General features: G+C 48.0%; 13 protein-coding genes and 1 pseudogene. 5 read left to right on the top strand and 9 right to left on the bottom strand.

Annotated features, from left to right (window positions below; all coding sequences use genetic code 11):
• Window positions 1-21: 21 nt before the first annotated feature.
• The 9 genes from LVJ86_RS04040 to LVJ86_RS04000 form a co-directional block, all read right to left on the bottom strand.
• Entirely contained in the window at window positions 22-1,149 is a 1,128-nt protein-coding gene (locus tag LVJ86_RS04040) for an ABC transporter permease (protein WP_047760544.1), read from the bottom strand.
• A 4-nt stretch (window positions 1,150-1,153) separates the two neighbouring features.
• Complete coding sequence (gene rbbA, locus LVJ86_RS04035; protein ID WP_047760545.1) at window positions 1,154-4,003, bottom strand: ribosome-associated ATPase/putative transporter RbbA; 2,850 nt, start codon at window positions 4,001-4,003, stop codon at window positions 1,154-1,156.
• A gap of 102 nt (window positions 4,004-4,105) precedes the next feature.
• The gene (locus LVJ86_RS04030; RefSeq protein ID WP_047760546.1) at window positions 4,106-4,690 is read right to left on the bottom strand and encodes an O-methyltransferase; all 585 of its coding nucleotides are present in this window, start codon (window positions 4,688-4,690) and stop codon (window positions 4,106-4,108) included.
• Between the two features lie 139 nt (window positions 4,691-4,829).
• Window positions 4,830-5,810, bottom strand: coding sequence for an HlyD family secretion protein (locus LVJ86_RS04025; RefSeq protein ID WP_047760547.1), 981 nt, complete (start codon window positions 5,808-5,810; stop codon window positions 4,830-4,832).
• Window positions 5,807-6,490: a TetR/AcrR family transcriptional regulator gene (locus tag LVJ86_RS04020; protein WP_047760548.1), complete on the bottom strand. Its 684-nt coding sequence runs from the start codon at window positions 6,488-6,490 to the stop codon at window positions 5,807-5,809. Before LVJ86_RS04020 ends, LVJ86_RS04025 begins: the two co-directional genes overlap by 4 nt.
• Before the next feature lie 208 nt (window positions 6,491-6,698).
• Window positions 6,699-7,601 (bottom strand): peptidoglycan DD-metalloendopeptidase family protein, encoded by a 903-nt coding sequence (locus LVJ86_RS04015; protein WP_047760549.1) that lies wholly within the window; start codon window positions 7,599-7,601, stop codon window positions 6,699-6,701.
• Window positions 7,602-7,692: 91 nt separating this feature from the next.
• Window positions 7,693-8,358: a protein-L-isoaspartate(D-aspartate) O-methyltransferase gene (locus tag LVJ86_RS04010; RefSeq protein WP_047760550.1), complete on the bottom strand. Its 666-nt coding sequence runs from the start codon at window positions 8,356-8,358 to the stop codon at window positions 7,693-7,695.
• Window positions 8,358-9,110, bottom strand: coding sequence for a 5'/3'-nucleotidase SurE (gene surE / locus LVJ86_RS04005; protein ID WP_047760551.1), 753 nt, complete (start codon window positions 9,108-9,110; stop codon window positions 8,358-8,360). Before surE ends, LVJ86_RS04010 begins: the two co-directional genes overlap by 1 nt.
• 264 nt (window positions 9,111-9,374) lie before the next feature.
• The gene (locus tag LVJ86_RS04000) at window positions 9,375-10,544 is read right to left on the bottom strand and encodes a polyamine ABC transporter substrate-binding protein (protein ID WP_047760553.1); all 1,170 of its coding nucleotides are present in this window, start codon (window positions 10,542-10,544) and stop codon (window positions 9,375-9,377) included.
• A gap of 294 nt (window positions 10,545-10,838) precedes the next feature.
• Between LVJ86_RS04000 and LVJ86_RS03995 the strand changes: the two genes are divergently transcribed.
• From LVJ86_RS03995 to rbsK, 5 genes and pseudogenes are all read left to right on the top strand, one after another.
• Window positions 10,839-11,357, top strand: coding sequence for an RNA pyrophosphohydrolase (locus LVJ86_RS03995; protein WP_047760554.1), 519 nt, complete (start codon window positions 10,839-10,841; stop codon window positions 11,355-11,357).
• A gap of 331 nt (window positions 11,358-11,688) precedes the next feature.
• Window positions 11,689-12,276 (top strand): glutathione S-transferase family protein, encoded by a 588-nt coding sequence (locus LVJ86_RS03990; RefSeq protein ID WP_047760555.1) that lies wholly within the window; start codon window positions 11,689-11,691, stop codon window positions 12,274-12,276.
• A gap of 238 nt (window positions 12,277-12,514) precedes the next feature.
• Complete coding sequence (locus LVJ86_RS03985; RefSeq protein ID WP_047760556.1) at window positions 12,515-14,497, top strand: DNA topoisomerase IV subunit B; 1,983 nt, start codon at window positions 12,515-12,517, stop codon at window positions 14,495-14,497.
• A gap of 133 nt (window positions 14,498-14,630) precedes the next feature.
• Window positions 14,631-14,894: pseudogene (locus LVJ86_RS03980) on the top strand (GNAT family N-acetyltransferase); the annotation flags it as partial.
• Window positions 14,895-15,116: 222 nt separating this feature from the next.
• Window positions 15,117-16,025: a ribokinase gene (gene rbsK, locus LVJ86_RS03975; protein ID WP_047760558.1), complete on the top strand. Its 909-nt coding sequence runs from the start codon at window positions 15,117-15,119 to the stop codon at window positions 16,023-16,025.
• Window positions 16,026-16,213 lie beyond the last annotated feature (188 nt).

Genomic DNA, 16,213 nt, shown 5'->3' with positions numbered 1-16,213 from the left:
TCCTTTCAGACGGCCTCTGCTTTATCCTTGCTGCTCGAGCATTTTTTTAAAGCGAAATAATGCAAATACAATGAACACGGCACCTGTCAGCACCATCGCCAACAGCTGAGGCCAAACAATTTCCAAACCCGCACTGCGGAATAATACGTTTTGTGCAAATTGTGCAAATTGAGTAGACGGCCAATATTCGCTAAGCTGCCTAGCAACTTGCGGCATATTGCTTCGCGGTGCTCCGGAGCCTGAAAACAGCAGCATAACCATAAACACCGGCAACATCAGCAGACCGAATTGCGGCATGGTAGGAGCAATAGTGGCAAGCATAATCCCCAAAGCAGCAATCGAAAACAGATATACGCCCGCTCCCAGCGAATACAACATAATGGCCGAACTGTCTATCGGAACGCCGATAACTTTATGCACCATAAACCACATTGATAACTGCGAAGCTGCCAAGATCACGATGCCGTTCGACAACACTTTCGCCATCATGATTTCTACCGCATTTACCGGCATCACCAACAAATGCTCTATCGTACCGCGTTCCCGCTCACGAATAACCGCTGCACCCACCAACACCAAAGAAAGTAATGTAATCATATTGCCGACTTCCATTACCGGCATATACCAATCGCTACGGCTGTTTGGATTGAAAACGATATTCACAACCGGTTCGACGGGCATCATCGCCTCGTCCCCTTTTATATGGAGAAACTCGTTAACCTGCCGTCTGAAAATCTGATTGATATAAGATGCGCCTACACCCGCCTGCGTCATAGTGGTTGCATCAATCAACAATTGTAGCTGCGGACCTCTTCCCGCCAGCACATCACGCTCAAAATTGGGCGGAATGTCGAGAATAAAAATATACTGCCCGGAATCCAGTGCCGCGTCTGCCTCTTCGCGGGAAATATCTTGAACAGGCTTAAAATAAGGTGCTTGCAAGGCATCGCGTATGCGGTACGATAAAACCGACCTATCCGCATCCATCACCGCTACCGTCGCATTTTTCACATCGCTACTCACACCTTTGGCTACAGAATAAATCGATGCCGAAAAAACAAACACAATCATCAATACAAGCATCGGGTCGCCGAAAAGACTGCGTAACTCTTTCACGGCCAGATGCCAAATAGTCTTCAATACACGCATCCCGTTACACCTCTTGCTTTTTCAACAACAGGCAGGCAGCCGTTAAGAATACCGCAGCACTCACTGCCAAAACCGCAAATTCACCGTATAAGCCCGTAAAATCCAAACCTTTTGTAAACGTACCGACACTGATGCGCAGATACCATGACGCCGGGAAAAGCGTACCTATCCAATAAGCACTACCCGTCATGGTAGAAATGGGGTATAGAAAACCGGAATAATTTACCGTAGGCACCAATGTGATAATAGCGGTTACAAATATTGCCGCCACTTGCGAGCGCACAAAACTGGATACCAATAAACCCAGGGCGGTAGATACGCATATCATCAACACCGTACCTAAAGTCAACGCGGCAAACGATCCTTTCAACGGCACCTGAAACCAAAAAATCATCATGAAAAACAAAACGCAATAATTCACCATGCCGACAACAATATAAGGCAGCTGTTTGCCGACCAGATACTGGGATACAGTAGCCGGCGAAGCATACAGGTTTGCAATCGAGCCGATCTCTCGTTCACGTACGACACCTATGGCCGTCATCATGGCAGGGATCAACATCAGCACCATCATCATAATACCCGGCGCTACGGCATACATACTTTTGAAATCTTGGTTATAAAGAAAGCGCGCCTCCATATCCGCCGCCGGCTGCAATGAAACCGGCAATCCCGTAGCAAGTAGCGAATCCCGGGTATACAGAGAGAGAATCCCTCCCACATACGCCTTGATATTTTCCGCATTAAACGGAGCGGATCCGTCTATATAAAATCCGACTTCCGGACGGTTGGCACGCATCATTTCCACACCGAAGCCGGAAGGTATATCAATCACCAATTGTGCTTCGGCACTTTTCAACACACGGTCGATATCGTTTCGTGTTTGTAGTTGCGGCAACTCAACAAAATAAGGCGAACCTGAAAAATATTCGACAAGCTCACGGCTTTGGGTGGTCTGATCCTGATCAAAAACAGCAAACCGCAGATTTTGAACATCAAATGAAATACTCCAGCTCAAAGCCGCCATTAAAATCACCGGTCCGAGCACGGCAAAAAACAAACGTATTTTGTCACGCAATAACTCTTTGGCCTCACGCGCGGCAAACGTCCATACTCCGCCCAACCAGCTATTTCCCGAAGCCGCCGCTTTTTCAGACGGCCTCGATTCCTGTGCCGGCAAGCCGTCTGAAAAAATGATTTTATTCTGATTGGAACCGAAGGTTTTTTCAGGCACCGCTTGTAAATAGTCCGAAGCAATTTGTGCGGTTTCAGAAGGCAGGTTTTCAGACGGCATTGTTACCGCTTGGTTTTCTGCCTCTTCGTCCGCCAATAAATATCCGATAAAAGCCTCTTCTAAATCGGAAACATTTTGTTGCTTCAGCAACTCCTGCGGGGTGCCAACCGCCAATACCCGCCCGCGGTGCATAAAGGAAATACGATCGCAACGGGCGGCTTCATTCATAAAATGTGTAGAAACAAAAATGGTAATGCGGTCTTCGCGTGAAAGCTTAAGCAAATGACGCCAAAACATATCGCGTGCGGCCGGATCCACGCCTGAAGTCGGTTCGTCCAAAATCAACACTTCCGGCCTATGCAAGCAAGCGGCGGCCAGCTGCAACCGCTGACGCATGCCCAGCGAAAGTGCCGCCGGTGGAGTATCGGCCACATCTGCCAAATCAAACTGCTGCAAAGCCTCTCGAACTGCCCGCCGTCCTTCCGCTTCACCCATCTGATATAAGCGCGCATGCAGTTCCAAATTTCGACGAACGCTTAATTCTTCATATAACGAAAACGCCTGCGACATATACCCGACCCGCATACGCACATCCATCGCGCCCGCATCTACAGGTTTACCTAATAATTCAGCGGTTCCCTCACTGGCTTCGATCAAACCCGTCAGCATTTTCATGGTTGTGGATTTGCCGCATCCGTTCGATCCTAAAAATCCGAAAATTTCACCTTTTTGAATGGTAAAACTCACATTATCCACCGCCGTGAAATTACCAAAGCACTTGGTCAGCCCGTGCGCTTCCATCGCAGGAGGCTGCCCTTCTGCAGCGACAAACGGTGTCATTTCCAAGCTACCCACCCCTTGGCGCTTCTCATCAGGCAGCATGGCGATATAGGCCTCTTCCAGAGATTTTGCCCCGTAATGCCGCATTACCTCGCGCGTCGGACTATTAACCAGCAATTTGCCGTCATCCATTGCCCAAAGGTGTTCGAAATGCTCGGCCTCTTCGATATAGGCCGTAGCGACAATCACCGTCATTCCGCCGATTTCCTGCTTCAGGGTTTCAACCAAAGCCCAAAACTGCCGACGCGACAACGGATCAACGCCCGTAGTCGGTTCATCCAAAATCAACAGGTCGGGATTATGTACCAAAGCGCAACACAAACTTAATTTCTGTTTCATGCCGCCTGAAAGCTTTCCGGCAGCACGATCAGGAAACGGAGCCAAGCCCGTGGCATCCAATAATCTCTGAATACGCTGCTTGCGCTCCCGTATCTCCAAGCCGAACAATCTTGCATGAAAATCGATATTTTCATATACCGACAACGTAGGATAAAGATTACGTCCCAAACCTTGAGGCATAAAAGCAATGCGGCACGCCAAATCTTGTCTGGCCGCTTTATCTTCAATATCACCGCCCAATACCGTAATACTGCCGTTTTGCAGCACTTTCACACCCGCTATCAGCGACAGCAAGGTAGATTTACCGACACCGTCCGGGCCGATTAAGCCGACGGTTACCCCTCTTGGCAACTCTAAAGATATATTATCGAGCGCAAGGGTTTTACCGTAATGATGTGATACGGCATGAAGGGTAACGGCTGATGTTTGTTCGGTATTCATCCATTTCTTTCAGACGGCCTCAAACCACAACATCAGGTTTTAAGCCTCAAGCGGTTGATTTGATAAACGGGCGCAAACAAAATCCCGCCCGTTTTCCCATGCTTAAATCCTAACTGCCACAAATAATCCTTTACCCACCGGCACAGTCGTGCATCTGAATTCCTTGTCTGCGGCCACCAAAGCCAAAAATTCAGCACACTCCTCCGGATGCGATAAAACATTGTCCACAGCCAACAGGCTACCGGGTTTGGCCAAAACTCTTTGCAGATGCGGCCAATAACCGGCATAACGGCTGCGGTCCGCATCAAGAAATACCACATCGTAATATTTTTGATACTCAGCCAAAAAATCACCGGCATCGCATACTTCCATGCGAACGTAACCATCAAGCTTCATTTCCCGCAAATGCTGCTTAGCCGTTTTTTTACGCTCTTTATTTATCTCTAACGTTCGCACCGAACCACCGTGATCCCGCACCGCATCGGCCAACCACAAAGTGGAATAACCTCCCGAAGTACCTACCTCTAATACTTTCTTCGCCTGCTTGCTGCGCACCATAACCGCCAGCAACGCCGCTGTTTCGGGCTCTAAACTTAACCACCGATTGAGACGATCCGCTTCTCCCTCATCATGCTGTTGATATTGCTGATAAAGATTTTCCAAATACTGTTTCAACTTCGCTTTCATACTTTTCTCCTCTGTTTACCAAATAACTTCAGACGGCCTCCAAATGACAATTACCATTTAGCCGATGCTGCATGGCAATTTCGATTATCGCCAAACAGGCCGTCTGAAAATATGACAACATTAATTAATTTCTTATTATTCAGTTTTTCACATCAGGCAACCTAACCGCCAAATTTGCCGGCCATTGGGCTTGGGCATCGGTACGGACATAACCGTTACCCGTCATGCCGCCTTTCAACAAACCTTCATATCGGAGCGCTACTTCCGCCGGCACTTTCAAGCGGACTTTAAACATCAGCTTTGCACGTTCATCCGCTGTTTCCACTGCTTTAGGCGTAAACTGGGCGGAAGTAGCAATAAAACTGATTTTGGCCGGAAATACCGCATCAATATTGTCGAGTACGATACGTGCTTCATCTCCCACCTTCAGAGGGCTCATTTGCGCATTAGGCAGAAAGATATTCATAGAAACATCCGACGGATTAAGCAAACTCACCACTTTGCTACCTGCCGCGATCACACTGCCGGCATCAGCAATTGTATATTCCACCCTTCCAGAGATAGGCGCACGGATAACCATATCATCACTCACCGAAGCAGCTCCGTCTGCTTGTGCTTGGGCAGCCGAAGCGGCAGCCCGCGCTTCGGCCCTTGCGGCCCGCGCCGCATTCAACGATGCGGTAGCACTATCCAATGCAGCTTTACGCTTGGCTACCTCAGTATCCGAAACCAAGCCATCACGTTTTAATTTTTGAGCATTATCCAACTCTAATCCGGCCACTTTCCTTTGCTGTTCGTATGCCTGTATTTCCGCATCCGCTCGGGCAACGGCTTCCTGTGCACGCTGTTTTTGAGCTTTTGCCGCATCCAGTTGGCTACTGGCGGATTCGGAAGCCAGCTCGGCCAATATATCCCCCTCTTTAACATAGCTGCCCTCGTCTACCGGTGCCGCCTTTATCCGACCTGCATAGAGCGAAGCCACATCCAAACGGTTTAATTCCAAACGACCGTTCGAAGCCGAAAAGCCTTCGGGTAATTCATTGTGGTTCCGCTGTTGGTAGGCATACAACCCCACTAACACGAGCACCGCCAATACCAACACGACAAACATTTTTTTCATACCTGCCCCTCAACCAAAAACAACCTCTCATCAGGGAATAAAGCTGCCAACGCCCAATCAATACGACGGCAAATCGCCTCATCCGACAAAATATCAGGAATATGCGCCCCTAAAGCATCAGACAACACACCCATTTCACTCAACCGCATACCGATTACCATAGGTCCGATAACCGAACTGCTCAAATAAGCCAGCCTATGGACTTGTTCCGCTTCTTCTAATGTTCCGCAGGCTGCCAACAAATCTAAAAAATATTCTGTTTGCAAACTGAAATTCTGCCGCCAAAACCCAGCCACTATCTCCGCACCCTCGCCACTATCGGCAAATGCCCGACGTACCCAATCAAGGTTGTCTCGTATGCAAAAGGCCAACATTTGCAGAGAATTTTTCAGCTTTACCAACGCATTGCCTTCTAAACCGGACAGGTTCAGACGGCCAAAAGTTTTTTCATGCTGTGTTTCCAGTACTTCATGAATAAAGATATTTTTATCGGCAAACAAATGGTGAAACATCCCCGGGCTCAATCCCGCCTCTGCCGCTAACAAGCGTATGGATAATTTGTAATAACCATACTGCGGATAAAGCCGTAAGCCGGCATTAATAAATTGTGCACGGGCATGGTCGGACATAATCAAAACTTCCGTCATCAACAATTGGACACCTGTCCAATAATACTGCATACTGCCTTATACAACAAGCCACCTAAGACTTTACCAACATCTGCAAACCCTCCCAAATAACACATAACAATATGTATTTAAAATAAATTTTACACTCCAAACTAAAAGATTTTTACATAGCTTATCTGAAAGACAAAACAAAACCGCTTTCCAACTCCCTATAGGATATTGGAAAGCGGCATGGAACCGTATGTAACGTGATTGAAAATTAAAACGGTACGTATTGGGTCGGATTCACCGGCTTACCGTTTTGGCGGACTTCAAAATGCAACTGGGTACGAGAAGCATCGGAATTACCCATACGGGCAATAGTTTGGCCACGTTTTACAGTTTGTCCTTCTTTTACCAGCAAGCTTTGATTATTACCGTAAGCAGTTAAAAAAGTAGAGTTATGCTGCACGATTACCAAATTACCGTAACCACGCAAGCCCGAGCCTGCATATACTACTTTACCGTCTGCCGCGGAAACCACTGCTTGGCCTGCCGTACCGACAATTTCTACACCTTTATTATTGCCGCCGAAGTTAGTTGCAATATTACCTGCCGTCGGGCGCTGCCAAGTAATACCTGCAACATTGCGGGTACTGCCCGATACGGTTGGGGTCGCCGCCGGAGTAGCAGGGGTTGTCGAAGCTACCGGTGCGGTTTGACGCGGAGCAGGGGTGTTAGCGGCCACGGCAGGAGCAACATAACCAGCCGGCTTCACACGCAATACTTGGCCCACGCCGATGTTATTATCAACCAAATTATTCCATGCACGCAGATTGTCTTGGGTAATATTGTAGCGTTTGGAAATGTTATAAACAGTATCACCCCGCACTACTGTATGTGTTGCCGCATTAATATCCACCGGCGCATAAGAAGGAATATAAGTACCTGTAGAAGCAGGAGCGGCAGGAGGTGGTGTATAAGGTACGGGAGCTGAACCTGCCGCATTCGGATCATAAGGTGTTGCGCCGTAAGGATTCTGATCGGCAGCACCCACCGTGCTGCCCACTGTGCCTGCGGTTCCCTGCACCACCGGAGCTGCCGGCTGCTGCAGCCACGAACATGCACCCAAAGCCAATACAACGGCGGCAGGAGCAATACGGAATGCGGTTTTTCTTAACATATCTCTAATACCTTTTGTTTGGTGGTTCTGATTCGGAATTCGGGCATATCATAATCAAACTATGCCCATCTCTCAAGTCTTTAGCGTTTTTTTACGGTGTATCGGAGCCACCGACAAGCGGAACGAAATTGGCTTCTTGCACACAAGTTTCCCGATAGCCTTGGGCGGTTTTTTCGATCAACCACAAATATTGGCGGCCACCTTCATCCAAAGGCAGTACCATGCGCCCACCTACCGCAAGCTGCTGCAATAAGGCCAGGGGTATTTTAGAAGGAGCCGCCGTTACCAAAATTCCGTCAAACGGAGCCACCTCAGGCAAGCCGAGATAGCCGTCGCCGCAGACCATTCTTGCTTTGGCCAACAATCCTGCCGCACGCAGGTGTTGCTTGGCGCGTTCGTGAAGCGGCCTGAGCCGTTCTACGGAATATATTTCCGGCAATCCCAAAGCCAACAATACGGCAGTCTGATAACCGCAACCGGTGCCAATTTCCAATACTTTTCGCATATTACGCGGCTGACTGCCCAGCAACAGCTCGGTCATGCAAGCCACGGTATAGGGTTGGGAAATGGTTTGTCCCAAACCTAATGGTAGCGACATTTCATCATAAGCACGAGTACGCAGCGCCTCTTCGACAAACAAATGCCGCTGTACCGACGCCATTGCCTGCAAAACAGTCATACCGATACCCATACGAGCCAAGCGGTCTATCATTCTGTCGCGCCGGTTTTCAAAACCAGTCCAACGGCCATGCTGCATTAGGAAACGACTCCCTGCCAGAAAGCGGCCACTTCGGCCATCGCATCATAATTGGTCAAATCGATTTGCAAAGGGGTTACCGTAATAAAACCTGACTCACTCTCGGCAAAATCAGTACCGCTATTACGATCGGAAACATCGCCGGCAGGGCCTATCCAATATACGGCCTCACCGCGCGGATTACTCGCCGGAACAATACTTTGCACATGATGGCGCCGTCCCAAACGGGTAATCTTGCAACCTTGGATATCCTCAGGAGAAACTGCAGGTATATTCACATTCCACAATATAGGTTGCTTAGGCGGTTTTTTAAGTAAATGTTCCAGCATCATCCATACGGCTTTTTCAGCAGTATCCCAATAACGGCCGCTATAATCGTTTAAAGAAAATGCCACGGCGGGAATGCCAAGCAAAAAAGCTTCCGTAGCCGCTGCCACAGTACCTGAATACAGGGTGTCGTCCCCCATATTCGCGCCATGGTTGATGCCGGATAAAACCAAATCGGGCTTGAATTCAGGTAAAGCATGCAAGCCCAAATGAATGCAGTCGGTCGGCGTACCGCTCACATAATAAAAACCGTTTTCAGCTTGGCGGATGCGTAATGGGCGGTCAAGCGTCAGCGAGTTACTCACGCCACTTCGGTCGCGCTCGGGGGCCACCACACGCACATTGGCGAACTCCCCCGCCACTCTGGCCAAAATAGCGATTCCTTTTGCCAAATAGCCGTCATCGTTACAAATCAGAATATTCATGTTCTACCTTTTTTCAGACGGCCTATTGTAACGACTGCAATGGGAAATTGTCTATTTCCGAAATTACCGCCGATTGATTATATCTTCAATATACAAACCATATTGAACAAATATGCCATTGGGTTTATCTCAATAATTTTTATGAACTCAACCGGCATATCTTTAATAAATATAAAAAAGCACCGCTATCATACGGTGCTTTTTCTAAAAAAATTTATATTAATTGGGGTGGCTGACCAGCTTTTAGCTTAAGCCGTCTGAAACTTACTGACCGGCTTTCAATCCCTGCCACAGACGTACACTCAATTTCACCGCATCGGGCGACTTGGGAAGCACGACAAAACTCTTTACTTTCACTTCTTCGCTCGGGAAAATCGAATTGTCTTCACCATAAGCAGGATCCATGAGCTTACGTGCAGGCAAACTTGCCGGCGCATAAGTCACAAAATTGCCGTTTTTAGCCGCCACCTTAGGATCAAGTGTGTAGCTGATGTATTTATGGGCATTGGCAACATTTTGTGCATCTTTCGGAATCATAAACGAATCAATCCAGATACCGACACCTGTTTTGGGTGTCAGCACTTGCAAGTTTACGCCGTTTTTAGAATCTTTGGCACGGTTTTTAGCAATATTCAAATCACCGCCGTAACCTACGGCAACACACAAGTTACCTGCCGCCATGTCATCGATATAACCTGAAGAGCTGAAACGCTTCACATCGCCGCGTACTTTTTTCATCATATCAACTGCAGCTTTCAAATCATCGGGTGATTCGCTATTCGGATTTTTACCGATATAGTTCAAAGCCAAAGGAATTTGCTCGGTCGGGCTGTCTAAGAAACTGATACCGCAAGATTTCAATTTAGCCGTATATTCGGGGTTAAATACCAAATCCCATTCGTTATCAGGCAACTTATCGGTACCCAGTGCCTTGGCAACTTGGTCTTTATTAATACCCAAAGTATTAATACCCCAAAAATAGGGAACCGCATATTTATTGCCGGGATCAACCTGCTCCATCATCTTCAGCAATTCGGGATCGATATTGGCATAATTCGGAATCTGGGCCTTATCCACTTCCTGATAAGCACCCGCTTGGATTTGGCGTCCCACGTTGGCAATGGAAGGGGCAACCAAATCATAACCCGATTTACCCGTCAGCACCTTGGCCTCTAGGGTTTCATTGCTGTCGTAATAGTCGTAACGAACTTTAACACCATTGGTTGTTTCAAATTCGGTAACCGTTTCCGGGTCAACGTAATCCGACCAGTTGTAAATATTCAAACTGCCCGTAGCAGCAGGAGCTTCTATCCTGCTCGCATTTTCAGATGCGGGTGTTTCCGGAGCTTTCGTTTCGGTCTGTTGATTACCTGATCCGCCGCATGCAGCCAAAAACAAGCCTGCCAAAGCAGAAACCAACAATGTTTTTTTCATTAATTACCCTTCCCGTTTTGATGAAGTGATATTCAAAACCTCCGCGCCGAAACCGGCTCGGAACGCAATGTTGCCTGTAATAGGACACATTCCTGAATTAAACGGCAAAAGCCCTGAAGATGCAATACTTTAGCATGTAAAAACCAACATTTTTTAACATACCTGTACGTAGGTTTCTCAAATAAAAAGAATTTAGTTTACACAATGCTCCGGTAATATGCCGATAGATTTGTCAAAGCCCCGCGCTTATGGGAAAATCCCACGATTAAAATTTTATTTTGCAAGGGCGACACTATGCTGGACAGAGAAGGATATCGCCCCAATGTCGGTATCATCTTAACCAACGATCGCAACGAAGTATTTTGGGGCAAACGGGTGCGAGAGCACTCGTGGCAGTTTCCGCAAGGCGGCATCAAACCGGGAGAAAGCCCGGAAACGGCAATGTACCGCGAATTACTGGAAGAAGTCGGCCTATTACCTCACCACGTCAAAATTTTAGGGCGTACGCGCGATTGGCTGCGTTACGACGTGCCGTCGCATTGGGTTCGGCGTGAATGGCGCGGTTCGTATCGCGGTCAAAAACAAATTTGGTATCTCTTACGCCTAGTCGGCCGGGAAAGCGATGTCCATCTTCGTGCCACCAGCCACCCGGAATTTGACGGCTGGCGTTGGCACCAATATTGGGCGCCGATAGATGAAGTAATCGACTTCAAACGCGGCGTTTACGAAGGCGCACTGCTCGAACTTTCCCGTTTTCTACGCGGGCTGGAATCGCTGGAAGAGTTCAACCGCCGCCAAATCGAACTTAAATAATCAAGAATCCACCCAAACGCTTTCATGCCGTCTGAAAGCGTTTTTTATTTTCAGACGGCCTATACCAACATTATTTATAGTTTTAGAACATTTTCTAAATTCTTGTAGCTGCTGTTCTACTGCCTACCATTGGTTTGTCCGGTAAAAAAATGATATGTACTGTAAAACAATTATCGGTTTTACTTTGATAAAAATATTTTTGTTACCGGCTTTTATTCACAGCCAACGCTTATTTAATAAAGAAAATCCATCTGAAACAGCTATCTGACAAAAACTAACACAAACTACGCGTATACTTGCCACTCCCCCAACCAAATATTGAGATAACCCCATGAAAGACTTTATTCTTTACACCGCTTCGCCCTCTCGCGGAAACACTGTTTTATGGATGCTGGAAGAATGCGGCGCCGATTACGAAGTGGTAGCCATGTCGTTTGACGATCTCAAATCACCCGACTATTTAACAATTAATCCGATGGGGAAAGTGCCCGCTCTGAAACACCGCAACCAGGTACTCACCGAAACTGCCGCAATCGTCACCTACCTTGCAGAACAATTCCCGAATAAAAATCTCATTCCCTCTGCTGGCAGCGAAGAACGCGGGCAATATTACCGCTGGTTACTGTTTGCCATCCATCTAGAATATGCCGGCATGGATAAACTTCGCGGTTTGGTAAATGAAAAACATATACGCAGCTCTATCGGCTACGGCGACTTAGATACTGTTGTTAATACTTTGCGCGCACATCTCGAAAACTGTGAGTACATAGTAGATTCGCACTTTACTGCACTCGACTTATACTACACCAACCTGCTTGACTGGCTGATTAACCGTGCCAGCGCTTTGCCTGCCGACGCCGTATTTATCCGCTATATCGAACGCCATAAAGCCCGTCCTGCCGCGAGTTATGCTGCATAAAACAGTCGGCAAACTATCCGCTCAAGCACCTAGCCTCTGACACCCGACGCTTTCAGCCCTTCTGAAAGCGTTTTTAATTGCCGATTTTTAAAAAAGCCGTATAAAAAGGCCTATGAAACACTATTGTGAATCATGTTAGAATTCTGCCCGACCATAAAATTTTCTACTTTTATACGGCCTTATTAGCAAACAGGCCGTATGAAACTGCTCAAACCAATATTAATGACAACATAAACCCATGACCACTCCCTCACAATACAGCGAATCCAGTATTACCGTCCTCAAGGGGCTTGATCCTGTAAAAGAACGCCCCGGTATGTACACCCGTACCGACAGCCCTACTCACATCTGCCAAGAAGTCATTGATAATGCGGCAGACGAAGCTTTAGGCGGATTTGCCGACCGCATCGAGGTAACCATTCACGACGACGGTTCTTTATCGGTGGCAGACAACGGCAGGGGTATTCCCACAGGCCTGCATCCGCTGGAAGGCGTTCCTGTTGTCGAATTAGTTTTCACCCAATTGCACGCCGGTGGTAAATTTAATAAAAAAGACGGCGGCGCATATGCTTTTTCAGGCGGCCTACACGGTGTGGGCGTATCGGTTACCAATGCCTTATCGCAGCGTCTCGAGGTAACAGTCAAACGCGAAGGTAAAATCCACCGCATCGTATTTGCCGGCGGCAAGGTGGTCGAACCTCTGGTCGAAGTCGGCAAATGTGCCGTACGCGATACCGGTACCGAAGTGCGTGTATGGCCGGACGGCAAGTATTTCGAATCACCGAATTACAGTATTCCCGAACTGGAGCGGCTGCTGCGTGCAAAAGCAGTATTACTGCCCGGCGTTACCGTTACCCTGACCCGCCCGGTTAAAGGGCAAAACGAACCTTTCGTACAAAGCTGGCATTATCCCGACGGCCTTAAAGGCTATCTCACCAACCTCATCAGCGAAGCTCAAGAAGCCGTACCGGTATTTGCCTCTGAAAACTATATCGGAGCAGACCACGAAGGGGATTTCACGCCCGGCGAAGGTGCCGCATTCGCCCTCACATGGTTGGAAGAAGGCAATACCGCCAACGAAAGCTATGTGAACCTGATTCCCACCCCTTTGGGCGGCACTCATGAAGCGGGTTTAAAGCAAGCGGTATTCAATGCGGTCAGCAACTTTATCAACCATCACAACTTGCTGCCGCGCGGCGTCAAAATCCAAAGCGACGATGTATTTGGCAAAGTCGCCTTCGTCTTAAGCGCGCGCGTACTAGATCCGCAATTTCAAGGTCAAACCAAAGATAAGCTCACCAACCGTGATGCTTTAAAGCTAGTGGCCTCGGTATCCGGCGACCCACTCGAACTTTGGCTCAACCAAAATGTAGAAGCCGGCAAGAAAATTGCCGAACTCGCCATCAAGCAAGCCCAAGCGCGTATGCGTTCGGTTAAGAAAATCGAGAAAAAAAAAGGCAGCGGCGTCGCCGTACTGCCCGGTAAACTGACCGATTGCGAAAGCGAAGATACTCGCGAAAACGAGCTTTTCCTAGTAGAAGGCGATTCGGCCGGCGGCTCCGCCAAGCTGGCCCGTGACAAAGCCACGCAAGCCATTCTGCCTCTGCGCGGTAAAGTGCTCAACAGTTTCGAAACCCACCGCGACCAATTGTTCGGCAATGCCGAAATCCACGATATTTCCGTTGCCATAGGCGTTGATCCGCACGGCAAAAACGATAATCCTGATCTAAGCGGCCTGCGTTACGGCAAAATCGCCATCCTCTCGGATGCCGATGTCGATGGTTCGCATATCCAAGTATTGCTGCTAACGCTGTTTTATACCCACTTTCCCAAACTTGTGGAAAAAGGCCATATTTATGTTGCCCAGCCGCCGCTGTTCCGTGTAGATGTAAACGCACTGGGTAAAAACAAACCTGCCCGCAAACTCTATGCGCTCGACCAAAACGAGCTAGACAGTATTCTCGAACGCTTGCAAAAAGAAAATGTAAGGGAATCGGCCTACTCCATCAGCCGATTCAAAGGCTTGGGAGAGATGAACCCCGACCAACTCAAAGATACGACCATGCATCCCGACACACGCCGACTGTTGCAAGTTCAAATTCCCGAGGGTGCGGCAGAAGAAACGCAAAGCATTTTTGTAAAACTGATGGGCAAAGGCGAAGCCGCCAGCCGGCGCGCCTGGATGGAAGCTGAAGGCGACACTGCTGAAGTAGATATTTAAATTCCGGCAGATTACAAACAACCTGCCCGGCGGAATCGGCCCGCAATGCTGATTGAATTGCCCGATTGTTTCAGACGGCCTATACTGTATCCGGTAACAAACAACCGTATTTCAACCCGAAGAAGGAGCGTTTGCGATGAACAATATCCAGCATCATCCGGACAACAACCGTTTTACTCTCTCCAAAGAAGACGGCGAAGAAATCGGCTACCTTGAATACCGACTGATCGGTAACAGTTGGAATATCACCGAAACACGCATAGCCCCCCAATACCGCGGTCAAGGCTTAGCGCATTTTTTGGTAAGCAGCGTCATTAAAGAGGCCGACAAACTTGGAGTCGGCATCAGTGCCAGCTGCGACTATGCCGAGCAAGTAATTGCCCGCTTAGGCCGATAACGGAAGCAACATTACTTAATGCCGTCTGAAAAACAAGACGGAAACCCGATTTTAAATATGCAGATATTCGGTTTCCGCCTGATAAGAATTTTTTCAGACGGCATAATATTTTATATTCTCCGCTACCATCGCAAAGAGCATAATGGGTTAGCAAATTGATTACTAACAATCAGCGGCTCTCCGCAATAAAACTCCAATTCTAATCTCAACACGGAACAAACAATGACTACATCTTGCAAAATCACTGTTGTCGGCAGCATCAATATGGATCTCGTTACCCGCTCTTCCCGATTTCCAACGGTAGGAGAAACGCTACTGGGTGAGGGCTTCAATCAATTTATGGGCGGCAAAGGTGCCAATCAAGCCGTAGCGGCTGCCCGTTTAGGTGCTCAAGTCGATCTGATCGGTGCTGTCGGCGACGACAGTTTCGGCCAAGAGCTTTTGGCCAACCTGCGTAAAGAAGGCGTTAATACCGAAGGTGTTAAAACCGTTACCGGACAATCCAGCGGTCTGGCCAACATTACAGTTGCAGAAAACGACAACCATATTATTGTCATCTCTGGTGCCAACTTTTGCCTGACACCGGCCGATATCGAAGCCAATGAGCACCGTATCGCCGCTGCCGATGTTGTGATGAGCCAATTGGAAATACCCGCCGACTGCGTGCTTGCCACCGCCAAACTTGCGGCCAAGCACGGCAAACCCTTTATCCTCAATCCTGCACCCGCACAAAAACTGCCGCAAGAATTGCTACAACTGGTCACCGCGCTAACGCCCAATGCCTACGAACTCGCAATCAGCCTCGGTTTGCCTGAAAATACTGCTGCAGAAACATTAATCAGCCAAACACCTTGCCCCGTTATCATGACACGCGGCAGCGAAGGCGCTATGTATGTGGATGAAAACCGTGAAATCCGCAGCCAAGCGACCTACTGCGTTACTCCTGTTGACACTACCGGTGCGGGCGATACATTTAACGGCGCACTGGCGGTATTTTGGCAACACGATTTGGCCAAAGCAGTGAAATATGCCTGTGCCGCCGCCGCACTCTCCGTTACCAAAGCAGGAGCCCAAAGCGGTATGCCGACAGCAGTCGAATTGAACGACTTTTTAGCCAAGCAATCACAATAAAACTCAGAGTTTTTTCATTCTGTTTTTAAGAATGAAACACCCAAATAATGCCGTCTGAATAATTTTCAGACGGCATTTTAATAACAGATAAAAATTAATTACTTAAATGACTACAAGTATCGATAAAATTACTTCCTTAGTCCGCATAAAAAGTATAAAAATACAAAAAATATTACAACATTACCCAT

This window comes from Neisseria arctica, from assembly GCF_022870905.1.
In the GTDB taxonomy this organism is placed as follows: domain Bacteria; phylum Pseudomonadota; class Gammaproteobacteria; order Burkholderiales; family Neisseriaceae; genus Neisseria; species Neisseria arctica.
Note: the sequence above shows the minus strand (reverse complement) of the source record. Positions and strands in the feature narration are given on the sequence as shown.